The 13398-nt window shown below is 41.1% G+C and carries 15 protein-coding genes and 1 riboswitch; of the genes, 12 read left to right on the forward strand and 3 right to left on the reverse strand.

Translation table 11 applies throughout. From position 1 onward, the window contains the following. Complete coding sequence (locus AB5170_RS05715; protein WP_148462186.1) at positions 1-876, forward strand: amidohydrolase family protein; 876 nt, start codon at positions 1-3, stop codon at positions 874-876. Here the strand turns inward: AB5170_RS05715 and AB5170_RS05720 are convergent. Beyond that, entirely contained in the window at positions 857-2014 is a 1158-nt protein-coding gene (locus tag AB5170_RS05720) for a hypothetical protein (RefSeq protein ID WP_173770905.1), read from the reverse strand. The two genes, AB5170_RS05715 and AB5170_RS05720, sit on opposite strands and share 20 nt — an antisense overlap. 526 nt (positions 2015-2540) lie before the next feature. Beyond that, positions 2541-2642, forward strand: a riboswitch (THF riboswitch). Between the two features lie 86 nt (positions 2643-2728). Here AB5170_RS05720 and AB5170_RS05725 point away from each other — a divergent pair. Further along, positions 2729-3289, forward strand: a complete 561-nt coding sequence (locus AB5170_RS05725; protein WP_173770904.1) for a folate family ECF transporter S component — start codon at positions 2729-2731, stop codon at positions 3287-3289. Between the two features lie 210 nt (positions 3290-3499). Here the strand turns inward: AB5170_RS05725 and AB5170_RS05730 are convergent, their stop codons facing one another. Both AB5170_RS05730 and AB5170_RS05735 read right to left on the reverse strand, forming a co-directional pair. Then, positions 3500-4255: an N-acetyltransferase gene (locus tag AB5170_RS05730; protein WP_173770903.1), complete on the reverse strand. Its 756-nt coding sequence runs from the start codon at positions 4253-4255 to the stop codon at positions 3500-3502. A 289-nt stretch (positions 4256-4544) separates the two neighbouring features. After that, positions 4545-5165, reverse strand: a complete 621-nt coding sequence (locus AB5170_RS05735; RefSeq protein WP_173770902.1) for a GDSL-type esterase/lipase family protein — start codon at positions 5163-5165, stop codon at positions 4545-4547. Positions 5166-5439: 274 nt separating this feature from the next. Between AB5170_RS05735 and AB5170_RS05740 the strand changes: the two genes are divergently transcribed. The 10 genes from AB5170_RS05740 to AB5170_RS05785 form a co-directional block, all read left to right on the forward strand. After that, positions 5440-5949 carry a prepilin peptidase gene (locus tag AB5170_RS05740; RefSeq protein ID WP_118578012.1) on the forward strand — a complete coding sequence of 170 codons (510 nt, stop codon included), beginning with the start codon at positions 5440-5442 and terminating at the stop codon, positions 5947-5949. Continuing rightward, positions 5946-6959 carry a hypothetical protein gene (locus AB5170_RS05745; RefSeq protein WP_118578011.1) on the forward strand — a complete coding sequence of 338 codons (1014 nt, stop codon included), beginning with the start codon at positions 5946-5948 and terminating at the stop codon, positions 6957-6959. The genes AB5170_RS05740 and AB5170_RS05745 overlap by 4 nt, the downstream gene beginning before the upstream one ends. Then, entirely contained in the window at positions 6956-8149 is a 1194-nt protein-coding gene (locus tag AB5170_RS05750) for a CpaF family protein (RefSeq protein WP_118578010.1), read from the forward strand. The genes AB5170_RS05745 and AB5170_RS05750 overlap by 4 nt, the downstream gene beginning before the upstream one ends. Further along, entirely contained in the window at positions 8146-8898 is a 753-nt protein-coding gene (locus AB5170_RS05755; RefSeq protein WP_173719046.1) for a type II secretion system F family protein, read from the forward strand. Before AB5170_RS05750 ends, AB5170_RS05755 begins: the two co-directional genes overlap by 4 nt. 3 nt (positions 8899-8901) lie before the next feature. Beyond that, a complete protein-coding gene (locus tag AB5170_RS05760) occupies positions 8902-9918 on the forward strand; it encodes a type II secretion system F family protein (protein WP_173770901.1) in 1017 nt (338 codons plus the stop codon). Positions 9919-9997: 79 nt separating this feature from the next. Next, positions 9998-10177, forward strand: a complete 180-nt coding sequence (locus tag AB5170_RS05765) for a Flp1 family type IVb pilin (protein ID WP_118578007.1) — start codon at positions 9998-10000, stop codon at positions 10175-10177. 44 nt (positions 10178-10221) lie between these two features. Next, complete coding sequence (locus AB5170_RS05770; RefSeq protein ID WP_173770900.1) at positions 10222-11721, forward strand: DUF5702 domain-containing protein; 1500 nt, start codon at positions 10222-10224, stop codon at positions 11719-11721. 80 nt (positions 11722-11801) lie between these two features. After that, entirely contained in the window at positions 11802-12599 is a 798-nt protein-coding gene (locus tag AB5170_RS05775; protein ID WP_173770899.1) for a hypothetical protein, read from the forward strand. 28 nt (positions 12600-12627) lie between these two features. Then, on the forward strand, positions 12628-13038 hold the full coding sequence (locus AB5170_RS05780; protein ID WP_173770898.1) for a prepilin peptidase: 411 nt from the start codon (positions 12628-12630) through the stop codon (positions 13036-13038). Continuing rightward, on the forward strand, positions 13035-13398 hold a 364-nt coding region (locus tag AB5170_RS05785), incomplete at its 3' end, for a TadE/TadG family type IV pilus assembly protein (protein WP_368365047.1). The genes AB5170_RS05780 and AB5170_RS05785, both read left to right, overlap by 4 nt.

Here is a 13398-nt window from a genome sequence, read left to right on the forward strand (position 1 = left end):
ATGTTTGGAGAGTGTCATGCGCACCTGATCATGGATGGACTGAATTATAAAGATGCAATTTCTATTCATAAGGATCATGTAAACGATGAAGTGATACGGAAACATTTGAAAGCTTATGAAGAGCTGGGGATTGTCTTTGTAAGAGATGGTGGAGATGCATTAGGAGTATCGGAAAGAGCCAGGAAACTGGCACCAGAATATGGAATTGATTATCGTACTCCTATTTTTGCCATCCATAAAAATGGACACTATGGCTCTATCGTGGGAAAAGGTTTTGACACTATGAAAGAATACCATGTCCTTTTGAAAGAAGCGAAAAACAAAGGGGCAGATTTTATTAAAATTATGACCACAGGACTTCTGGATTTTAATAACCATGGACAGATTACCGGAACGCCTTTAGACAGGAAGGAAGTCTGCGAGATGGTACATATTGCCCATGAAGAAGGGATGGCGGTGATGAGCCATACCAATGGAATTTATGGTGTACAGGCAGCTGTGGAAGCTGGTGTGGATTCAGTAGAACATGGAAATTATATTGATCCGGAAACAATCAGAGAATTAGCTGACAGTGATAGTGTATGGGTTCCTACTCTTGTGACAATTCGAAATCTTCGTGGATGTGGAAGATATAAGGAATCAGTGCTTGATCCTATTATAGAACTGGCCGCAAAGAACCTTCGTCTGGCATACAAGTACCGAGCAAAGGTGGCTCTTGGAAGTGATGCAGGAGCTTATATGGTCTTACATGGGAAGGGCTTAATGGATGAATACCAGGCATTTATGGACATTCTGGGAGAATCCGGGGATGTGAGAGCCTGGCTGGCAGATGGAGAGAAAAGGATTCAGGACACCTTCAGGCGTCCTGAATCTTGATAGATGTATAAATGTTGGAATTTTTGGATTTTGTAGGATCAAAGGTAATGCAGATACCTGCGCCGGATTCCATATTACTGGTGGAGGTATCCTTTGCCCCTTCTGTAAAGCAGGTTATGGTTGCGCCATCGCCAGTTTGAAGTGTGACGGTATTTGCTGTATGGCCTATAATTGTACCGCTGACTGAGCTGGTAATTTCCCGGCTTCCAAGAGAATCCGGATCATCACCGGTGACTGCTGTAACAGTAACACCATCCAGTGAATTTCCCTGAAATTGTCCAGTGCAAGTTATGGTTACATAGGAGCCTGGTGCTGTTCCACCTTTAAAGTAAGAAGGAATCTGAGACAAGTCCACATTTATTGTGCTGTCAGAGCCAGAGGGAAGAACTGTGAGCGTATTCAGGGAAATATTCTGAATTTCTGCATGAATCTGCTGTTCTTTTGCTGAGTCATCGGCAGAAACTTGTGCAGGATCTGGTGTTGGTGTTGGATCTGGAAGTGTAAGCGGATCAATATCTGAAATGCTTAGTACTTTCAGATGACTGGCATTAAGAGAAGAACTTTGGGTATCCTGACTGGAAGCAAACTTGCCTTTAAAATGAATGTATACCCATACACCGGTGCGGATGCCATTCTGATAATATTGTTCAGTTCCAGTGATTGGATAGGTGGCTGTTTTGCCTTTTTTATTTTTTATGGTAATGGTATTTGGAGTCAGACTCTGTACTTCCCCATAGGCCTTTCGTACTTCCAGCTGATGCTTTTTGTGAAAGTCGTCTACTACTTTCAATGCTTTTACAGTGCTGGTATCTTTGTTAGAGAGCTGACCCTCATAAATGACACTGATTTCATCTCCAGTGATCATGCCATCTTCGCATTCCAAAGTTGCTTCAGAAAGATCAAAAACGTAAGTTTGTTCCTGACTTTCCATAGTCAGGGTGGCACCGGTGAAATCCTTAAGGGTTCCTTTGATTTCATCCATATAAACACGCTGTTTGGGCGTTTCTGAAGTGTTCTGTAAGGTGGTTTCACTCTGATCAGAAGTAGAAGTATAGCTGGTGATTATATCACCGGCAGTACATCCTGACAGAGAGAACAGTACCAAAGAGCCAAGTAATAGTTTTGTGAAATTTTTCATTGTTGCTTTGTATCCTCCGAATCCGGAAATGGTACAGGAAGAAAATCGAAAACCTCTCGGCATGCATTCCATTCCTCCGAGTTATCTGGCATACGATAGCCAAGTCCTGTACATTCTGTAGTAGCATTTGTATTCATGTAATTATTATAAAAAACATTGTAAGGATTCTGTAGTGGCGACTGTTTTTGGCAGGATGATTTGTTTGTGGATTTTATATTCATAGAAACACTCCTTTTTGTCAAATATTTTTCCTATATAAGGGAAGATATTCTTAGAATATGCGAAAAAGAGGAGAGTATGCACAAACATTTGTCAGTGAACAGTAACGCGCTTCGCGATGCACAGAAATCATGCATTCGCATGATTTCGCGCTAAGATTCTCGGGTTTTCTGTGAACTTTGTTCACAAAAAACACTCGCGGAACATTACCAGTAAACAGTAACGACTAATTTATTTATGTGAATATTATAACAAATACATATTGAAATTTCTATATTTTGTGCTATAATCATTTTAAATAAATAATAGCGAAGTAGGAATTTATGCGTCAAGTGTTCATTGGCTGGGGAGTCGCCGTGAAACGAAAAGCAGCAGGACTGTTTACGATATATTTTCCGCACCCGTTGCTACATGTGAGAACATCTCATAATGTGGAGGGATTATTATTTATGGTAACTACTCTGTTATTTTAATCATTATGGAGGTGTTTTTTTTATGCGTAAAAACAAACAGACATGGAGTGTTAAGACTCTTGTATTCCTTGCACTGCTGGTAGCAATCCAGCTTGTGCTGTCACGCGTTCTGGTAATTGATCTTGGTGTATATCGAATTACATTGGGGACTGTCGCCACTGTATTGGCAGGTCTTTGGATGGGACCTGTAGCTGGTGGTGTAGAAGGTGCTGTTGCCGATATTATTGGATGTTTTATGAAAGGCTATGGAGTTAATCCACTGATTACTTTATCAGCAGTTGCCTGGGGTGTGATCCCCGGACTGGCTGGAAAACTAATGGCTGAAAAGAACAGAAAAGTAAAGACTGTTGTTATGTGTGTCGCAATTGCAGTCTCTGGCGTAGTGGGAACACTTGGACTGACCACTGCAGGACTGGTAATGATCGGAGCAAACTTCTATGCAATTATGCCAGGACGTCTTGTACAGTTTGCAATCATGACTCCAATCTACTCCGTACTTACCAGTCTTCTTTATTACAGCCCGCTTACAGGCATGGTTGTAGGAAACATAAGACCTGCTAAGCTGGAGAAGAAGACCGTATAAATGGCAGCAGTCCAGGATCTGAATTATATACAAAACCCCAAATTAAATAATATGGCATAAGATGGATTATGAAGCAATGCACTTACTGGAAAGTTGATTGTTTGAGAAATCAACTTGTTGAATAAGTCAAAAAATACGATTCCCAAATAAAAGGCTGTGATCAGGATAAACACTGATCGCAGCCTTTTTTAAACATGCTCTGAAAAGTTTTCAGTTTGTATGTGTCTGAACCCGGAACCAATAGGTGTAGAGATAATGAAGTCCAAGTGATTCATAAAGATTACGTGCTGGAGTGTTTCCCTCTACTACCTGAAGATAGGCCTTAGTTGCGCCTTTCTTTTTTCCTTCTTTTAGAAGTGCAGTACAAATCTGACGAGCATAACCCTTGTGTCTGAAATCTTCGCGAACATGGATAGCGTACAATCCAATATAATTTCGATCCAGAATGCCAAGCCCGGTTGCAATAATTTTTCCGTTACTCCAGATGGAGGCGCATACGGTGTCTTTTACGATGGCATGATACATGGATGGAACTACAGCACGGTGAACAGGATTAATGGTGCCTTTCAGATCAAAAAGACTTTCAATCCAAATATCTGGAATATCGTCAGTAAGAGTTACCTGATCGCAAGGCGCAGAAAGATCTGCTCCATCCAGTGAGGCTGCCATAACATTTGTTGTATGCTGGATTTCGTAGTTGCGGTTTTCCAGAAGATAATCAAAATTCGGAGAAACCAGAGGACTGATCTTAAAAATTGCAGGGCTGCCCAGTCGGGCATACTCTGCTTCGCAGAAAGAAACCTTTTCCCTCCAGGAAAGGGTAGAAGTTCCGAACTGCTCCACACTGTTTGTTCTATGTGTATAAAAATAGGAAAAACGGAGAATCCATCCATCATAAAGCTCCATTTTATGGGAGGGCCATGCATTTAGTGACATATCTTCAATTTCTTTAATGATTTTATCCATAAAAAAACCTTCTTTTATAAGTTTAGGGTCATTATACATAATTGTATCCAGCAATGCAACTGAAAATAGTCTGTTATAAGACAGATTGCTTTTTACACATCTTGCAGAAAGCCTTTTTCAAACACGCTCTAGTACATCGTTTCGTAAATAACTATACCAATCGCGTAGGATGTGAATTCGAGTGTGCAGGTATAAAAACGCAGGCGTAGCGGGCTACGCCGAGGCTTTTATACCTGTGCAATCGGATTCACAGACAAGTGAGTGGTATAGTTATTTCGAAAACGATGTACTAGTACGGTGAATAGCCGCAAATTAATTTATACAATCTGTCTGCCAGAAATTTTTGTCCCTGCTCAGTAAGGTGAATCCCATCTGTAGTAATTTCTGAATATCCATAACGACGCGCCTTTTCATTCAATTCCTCATGCAATGTAAGATAAGGAATTTGAAACTGTTCTGATAGCTGGTGGATCATTTGTGATATTTTCTGGCGAAAAGGAAGCCAGGTTCTATAACAGGCAGGCCAGGGAAAAAGAAAAGGCTCCATTAAAATAATGCGCGAGTTTGATTTTGCTAATATTGTTATAAGATCTGCATAGCATTTGTAAAAAGAAAAAAGCATATTCCTCTGCTGAAACGGTGTTCTGTCCGTATTCATTATTAATCCAATATCATTAATTCCGATTAAAATTGTTATAATATCACTTGTAAAATCAGAATCACCCTGAATTCTCTGCAGAAGTCTGTTTATAGTAAAGCCGTCAGTGCCATAATTGCGTACCTGATAGTCTGAGCCGTCCCTTTTAAGACAGTCTGACAGCATTTTTACATAGCCATTGCCAAGGAAATCTCTGGAAAAGCAGTGTTCACAATCGGTGATGCTGTCACCAAGACATGTTAATATTGTCATAATTTTACCTCCGTTAATATTATACTGCAAGAACAAAAAGGTTTATAGTTTTTTTAGAAAAATTTGTAAAAAAAAGACTGGACAAATGGAGATAGAGAACCTATAATAAGACTCACCAGAAGTCATCTGGTATCGAAGGTCATCTTTTCAGATCGACTATTCCCTATTCTACGAAAGATAAAATACAGAAAGCCTTTCTCAAACAGGCTCTAAAATACTTCAAGATAGCCTCCTGTTATTAGTAAATCTATGTAAAAGAAGGGATGGTACGTCTATGCTTTTTTACAGAATATTTCCTGCTATAGCGGCAGGCTGCGCCGCTCTGATGGATATTCAGAGAGCGAAGGTAGACAATGGCTGGCTGCTTTTTTGTGTACTGGTCAGTTTGTTTACGCGAATATGGAAAATGGATGTTAGCAGTCTCGGATCTTGGATATGCGGTCTGCTGGTACCGATACTGATTCTGGGGATTTTATTCATATTCAGAATGCTGGGAGCCGGAGACATCAAGCTCTTGAGTGTTATTGGAAGCATGATCGGACCGACGAAAATTCTCAATTGCATTTCCTATTCCTTTCTGATTGGAGCTGTCATATCAGCTGCTCTTATGATTTCAAGCGGCATTGTCTGCCAGCGAATTCTTTACTTATTACATTACATCAGTGTTTATTTCAAAACAGGAAAAAGAGAACCCTATTACAAAAGCGGTATGCCGTTGGAAAACTTTCATTTCACAGTTCCTATATTTTTAAGTGCATTGCTTTATGCGGGAGGTGTCTATTGAAGAAGAATATTTTTGCTGTCTGTGATCTTGAGGTGGATTATGCCTTGAATTTTATGGATTATCTTAATCATAAGAAAAATATCCCATTTGAGATTCAGGCATTTACCAACGTAGAGAGTCTGATCGCCTATGGGAAAATGAATCACATAGAGTTGCTGCTGATTTCCCAGAAGGCTATGTGCCGTCAGGTGCAGGAATTGGAAATTGGTAAAATTGTTATACTTTCGGAAGGCGTGCACCCACCGGATCTGGACCGTTATCCAAGTGTGTATAAATATCAGGCCTCTTCAGATGTTGTGCGAGAAGTGATGGCGTGTTACGGAGCCGAGAAAGCAGTAGCTCCGGCTGTTTTTCCTGTACTGAAAAAGACCACGGAAATTTATGCAGTATATTCTCCTTTGGGGCGCTGCCTGAAAACATCGTTTGCACTTACATTAGGACAGATTCTGGCAAAAGAAAGAGCTGTTCTTTATCTGAATCTGGAGGAATACTCCGGCTTTGAAGAAATGTTGGGAAAAGGGTTCGCACAGAATTTAAGTGATCTTCTTTATTTTGTACGGCAGGAAAATGGAAATCTGATTTATAAGATGAACAGTATGGTACAGACAATAAACAATCTGGATTTCATTCCGCCTGTACGTACGCCAGAGGACATACGAGGAACTGCATGGGAAGACTGGGAAAAACTGATACAGGAGATTGTACTTCACAGTAATTACGAATTTGTGATTCTGGATATTGGAGGGGCTGTAGATGGGACTTTTCAAGTTCTGGATATGTGCCGGAGAATTTATATGCCAGTGCTGTCTGATCCGGTATCCATATCCAAGATTGCCCAATTCGAAAACCTGATAAGAATCTGGGATTATCCGCAGATTCTTACCAGAACTGTAAAGGTACGCCCGCCTTTTCATGGAGGAAACGTGGCACCGGAGAATTATATTGAAGGGCTGCTGTGGAGTGAACTTGGAGATTATGTCAGGGAAATTCTGAGAAAGGAAAAGGAATGAGTCAGGAAATCTTTCGCAAACTAAGACAAATGCTCATGGAGAAGCTGGATGTTTACCGGGAACTTACAGACCAGGAAATTCTGGAAACGATTGATGAGCTGATCGTAAACACTCTGCGGGAATCAGGAGTGAGCCTGAAAGAAAAAGTGCAGCTTCGCCAGGAACTGTTTTATTCCGTCAGGAAGCTTGATGTATTACAGGAATTGATCGAAGATGAAACTGTAACTGAGATTATGGTGAATGGTCCGGATTCTATTTTTGTAGAACGAAAAGGAAAACTGACAAGGTGGCCGAAGTCTTTTACAGATCAGGAAAAGCTGGAGGATGTGATACAACAGATAGTGGGAAAATGCAATCGCATTGTGAATGAATCATCTCCTATAGTAGATGCTAGACTGGAAAATGGCGCCAGAGTCAATGTGGTTGTGGCTCCGGTAGCATTAAATGGTCCAATTCTGACAATAAGACGTTTTCCGGATACTCCAATTACAATGGAAAAGCTGATTGAACTGGGAAGTATAACTCCAGAGTGCGCGTCCTTTTTGGAAAAACTGGTAAGGGCCCGGTATTCAATTGTAATTGGCGGAGGAACGGGAAGTGGGAAGACCACATTCCTGGGGGCTTTGTCAGAGTACATACCAAAAGATGAACGGATTATCACTATTGAGGACAATGCAGAACTGAAGCTTCAAGGGATTGCAAATCTGGTGCGCCTTGAAGCCCGGACAGCGACCATAAACGGAGCACCGGGAGTAAGTATAAGAGATCTTATTAAGTCTGCACTTCGTATGAGACCGGATCGAATAATCGTAGGAGAAGTACGGGGTGGGGAAGCTATGGATATGCTTCAGGCACTGAACACCGGGCATGAAGGCAGTCTTGGAACAGCTCATGCAAACAGTTGCCGTGATATGCTGGCCAGACTGGAAATAATGACATTGATGGCGGAACTGGATCTGCCGCTTCAGGCGGTAAGAAGGCAGATCGCCTCTGGCGTAGATATTCTTGTGCATCTGGGACGTATGCGCGATAAATCAAGAAAACTTCTGGAAGTTTCAGAAGTATGTGCGTATGCGGATGGTGAAATCAGGATACAACCATTGTATCAATGGCAGGATGGGTGTGGTCTGGTGCCTGTGGAGCCTCTCCTGCACAGAGAAAAACTGGAACGGGCGGGGGTGAAATTATGATCAGGCAGAAAGTTGATTATGGAAAATACAGATATTCTCAGAAAGAAATTTTAAAATATATAGGAGAAAGTGCAGCATTGTGTGGTGCTGTAGATTATTTGTTCTATCAAACACCTTGGGTAATGTTACTTGTGGTTCCGGTTTCTGTGTTCTTTCTGAAGTGGAAGAAGAAACAGATGATCAGAGAAAGAAAACGGCGCCTTAATTATCAGTTTCGGGATGCATTGAATTCTATGAGTGTGGCGGTACAGGCTGGATATTCTGTGGAAAATGCAGTTTCTGCCTGTGTGCGTGATCTAGAGCAGCTATATCCGAAGAATGAAGATATTGTAGCTGAATTTCGTTATATAGAGACACAACAGAGAGTGAGTGTGCCGGTAGAAGAATTATTTCTGGATCTTGGGCAGCGCTGTAAGGTTGAGGATATTGAAAACTTTGCTTCAGTTTTGTATACAGCAAAAAGAAGCGGTGGTGATCTTGGAAATGTAATTCAGAAAGTGGCTCGAATGCTGGGCGATAAGATTGATGTAAAAAAAGAAATTGAAGCGACTCTGGCTGCGAAGAAGTCGGAACAGATGATCATGAGTCTTATGCCGGCAGGAATTATTCTTTATCTGCAGCTGGCATCACCGGGATTTCTGGATATTCTCTACGGAAATCCATTTGGAATCTGTGCAATGACAGTCTGTCTTACAGTATATGGAGCTGCTTACTGGATGGGGAAAAGAATTGTGGAAATCGAGGTGTAGTGGATGTGGCTCCATATTGTCATTTTTGTTATATTATTGCTTTTGACCGTATGCAGTACTTTAGGTTGGATCCATGTAGAAAACATTGGTACGGTAAAAGGCAGAAAGATGTTTCTTGTGGTTGCTCTGGCAGGAAATATAACAGGAGGACTGCTGACTTGGACAAAAGGTGGCGGACAGGTATTTGAAGACGGTTATGAGTTGAAAAAGGAGGAAAATGCTTATGAAGAAAAATTTATGGTATCCGTGGAAGGAGAAGAAACAGGCAGTGTCTATGTACAGATCCCGGAAAAAGAACTGGAAAAGGAAGATACCGGGCAGCCGGAAGTGTTGACGAAAGAGGAAGACGAAGAACAGAAGCTTTTGGAATTTGTAGCAAATTATAACAGCGAACTGGAAGACTCTGAGTATTATTATCTTCCATCTGACTGGGAAGGAAGAAAACTGGAGTGGAAAATACCTTATGATACTACCGGAAACATGTTGACAGCAATTTTCCTTGCAGCAGCATTTGTCATGATTGTTATAATTGCGCGAGAAGAGCAGAAAGCCAGAACGAAAAGATATGAAGAACTGATGATGGACTATCCGGGACTGATCATGAAGTTCACCTTGTTGGTGCAGGCTGGAATGACTGTTCGAAATACGTTTAGGAAGATGGCTTCGGATTATAAAAACAAAAATGAAAAACGTATTGCATATGAAGAGATTGTTACTGCCTGCCATGAAATGGAGAGTGGAATTTCAGAAATGGAAGCCTATCGCCGCTTTGGTGAAAGGTGCGGACATGTAAAATATAAAACATTTGCAACATTATTGATCCAGAATCTTCAGAAGGGCAGCCGTCATATGGGAGAAATGCTGGAAAAAGAATCTGTGGAAGCCTGGGATGACAGGAAAAGAAAAGCAAAAGTTCAAGGAGAAGCGGCAACTACCAAATTGTTATTTCCAATGATACTGATGCTGGGCGTTGTAATGGCTATTGTTATGCTGCCGGCCTGTCTGTCCTTTTATGGATAAATCCAATCCGGAGGCCGATTTTCATATTTAAAAAGAAAAGTGCCAAAGGAAATTTTTCAGGCTGAGGGAGGTGAGAAATATGAGCGAACTGCGCAGACTGATGAGAGAATTTTTGTGGGAAGAAGATGCTGTAGGCGTTGTGGAAATTATTCTGATCCTTGTAGTTCTTATTGCACTGGTCATGATTTTTAAAGACCAGTTGACCAGTCTTGTGAAGAATATTCTGTCAAAGATCACAAAGCAAAGTAATTCTATTTAAATGATTTCCAACTAACAAAATGATTTGAAAAGGAGAGGTGCGCCATGGTAAAAAGAGGAAGTATTACTGTTTTTCTGGCCTTAACCCTTGGACTTATTCTGTCCCTGCTGAGCTCAGGACTCGAGTCAGCAAGAATGGCTGCGGCCAGAACTCAGATTTTGAATGGGATAGATATTGGACTGTATTCTTTATTTGGACAATATGACAAGTCCCTTTTAAAGGATTTTGACTTGTTCGCTGTTGACGGAGCCTGTGGGGGAAAGGAAATGAATCTGGCCTCTATATATGATAATCTGGAATCTTATATGAAGCCTGTGATGAAGCAAAATAGTCAGAAATTGTCAGTACAGCAGGGTGGCATTTCCGGTTATCTTCTGATGACAGATTCAGAAGGTGAAGTCTTTTATCAGCAGGCAGTCCAATACATGAAAGAAACTCTTGGAAGCCATGGGGCAAAGCTCCTTTTAAACAAAATTCAAGATATGCAGAAAAAGACAATTGAAGCGGAGCGACAAGGCAATGAGATAGAAAGTAAAGGAACCATTGAAAATTATGAAAGTGAAATGGATACTGCACAACAAAAAAGTCAGGCTTTGCTGGAAGAAAAAAAGAAACAGGAACAGCAGAATGGGCAGGATGGGTTTACAGATGGGAAAATGCTTCCGTCTGTGACAGAAAAGAATCCTCCTGCAAAAGTTGAAAATCCTATTCCAGTAATTCGAAAAGTACGAAAAATGGGACTTCTGGATCTGGTTCTCCCTTTTGGAAAAGAAGTTTCTGACAAAAAGGTAAAAACTAAAGAATTGGTTTCAGGAAGAAAACTTGAAACAGGATTGGCAATGGAGGATTCCGTAAAAGCAGATGGAAGTATGCTTTCTCAGGTTTTGTATCAGCAATATCTTATGGAAAAACTGGGAAACTATATAGAACCAGGAAAGAGCGGCTTAAGCTATCAGATTGAGTACATTATTGGAAAGAAAAACAGTGATGAGGCAAATTTGAAAGATGTAGCGAAAAAACTTTTGATGGTTCGGGAAGGACTTAATGTTGCATATCTGGTTTCAGATGCGCTTATGATGGGGCAGATTCATGCCATGGCAGCGGCAATTGCAGCCGCATTTCTTATTCCACCGGCAGTTGTGGTGATTGAAGGTGCGCTGATCCTATGCTGGGCTTTTGCTGAAAGTATTCTGGATGTAAGAGAGCTATTTGCCGGCGGAAAAGTGCCTTTAACTAAGAATGCCTCTAACTGGCAGCTGTCGCTGCAGGGGCTACCGGCATTGGTAGATAAGCTGGATACGGACAGGCAAAACGATGTAAACGGGTTATCCTATGAGGATTATTTGCAGATATTTTTATTGACAACTTCAAAGGCGCAAAAAGTTAAAGGGGGTATGGATATGATTGAAAGTTCGTTTCGGGAGATGGAAGACTGGAATGAATTTTGTCTGGATCATTGCATTACTGCACTGGAGGCTTCTGTGGATGTAAAGGCAAATAAAAGAAAAGTGTTTACCGTAACGCGGGAATATCACTATATTTAGCTGGAAAATAGATCGTCTTTTGCCATATTACTATATAAGAAAGGCGCAGAAGGATGCTTTCCCGGAAAGGAGATGGAAAATTGATTAAAAGAAAAAAGAGAAAAGATATACAGGCTCTAAGGAGCAGAACAAGAAGGAAGAGTTCTCTGGGAATCCGGTCTGTCAGAAAGTCCCCGTTTTCTGCCAGAAGTCTTTTCGGAAAAGTGTCTTTGTGCGCCTTTGGGAAAGAAATAAAAGAGCAGGTAAAAAAAGCCAGTCTCACGATAGAAGCGGCCTTTGCCCTTCCACTCTTTTTCTTTGGAATGGTGACAATGATACATTTTATGGATGTATACAGAATTCAGACGGAACACTTGAGCAAATTGTGCCAGAGTGCAAAGGAAGCCGGAATGTATGCGTATGTGGTGGGAGGCGACGGAGTAGAAGAAATTACGCTTCCTGATGTTTACAAATACAAGCCAATTGGCGGATTGATACCGCTTCCGGCTAAATGGCAGTATAACAAGGTGAGGGTTCATGCCTGGACTGGCGTGGACAGAGGAAATGGGAATAGTGAAGAGAATGAAAAACCGGAAAATATGGTGTATGTAACGGTTTCAGGTTCGGTGTATCACAAAAAGCTGAATTGCAGTCACCTCAATCTGTCGGTTACTAAAGTGTCGGGTGGAAATGTTTCTTCCAGACGAAATGAAAATGGAGAGAAATATCATGCATGTGAAAGCTGCAGTAGAGGGCAAGCTCCAGGAAGTACAGTTTATATCACAAAATCTGGAAACCGATATCATAATGACAAAAATTGCAGCGGCTTGAAAAGGTCCGTACGTCTGGTAAAAGAGTCGGAAGCTGGTAATCTGCATGCATGTAAACGATGTGGTTAATAAGAAGAAATGAAAGGGGAATAAAATAATGGAACGAATTTGCATTCTTGCATTTCTTGGAATTAACAGTTGGAAAGATATACGTACAAGAGAAGTTTCACTTTTGTCAATTGGTGTATTTGGAATTGTGGGAATGATAAGAGCCTGCTTTCTTGGAACTGTGAGTGTGGATTTGGTATGGAATGTCTGTATGGGGGCCGCTGTGATCGGGCTCAGTATCATCTCGAAAGGCGCTGTTGGGATGGGAGATGGTCTTTTATTTCTGTCGCTTGGGACAGTACTGCCTTTTGAGAAACTATTGTCAGCATTTTTATTGGGACTTTTTTTCTGCTGTTTTTGGGGGATTGTGGTGTTATTTCTGTCAGGCAAAGGGAAAAAGACGGAGATGCCTTTCGTTCCATTCCTTATGTTGGGATATATTGGAGGTTTGATTTATTGAAAAAGAGAATGAAAAAGGGAAGCATGACAATAGAAGCAGCACTTTTAATGTCGTTGCTTTTGCTGGTTGTGATGATAACTTTGTATTTGTTTTTTTACGTACATAATAAGGTCTGGCTCACAGCCGCGGCTTACGAAGCAGCTCTTGACGGCAGTCTGGAAACGGCACGGCCAGAAGGGAAAAGCCGTGATAAAGCATTAAAAAAAGGAAAAGAACTTGGAAACACTGGATTTTATGAAAGCAAAAACCTGAAACTTCAGGTCAGCGAAGGAAAAAAAGTGCAGGTAACGTATGATCTTGATATGTTTTCCATATATGGAGGATTTAACAGTCATTTGCAGGTAAAGGGAAGTGTAAAAG

Source organism: Ruminococcus sp. RTP21484sp1_RTP21281st1_A8_RTP21281_210402 (genome assembly GCF_040914025.1).
Classification (GTDB): domain Bacteria; phylum Bacillota; class Clostridia; order Lachnospirales; family Lachnospiraceae; genus Blautia_A; species Blautia_A faecis.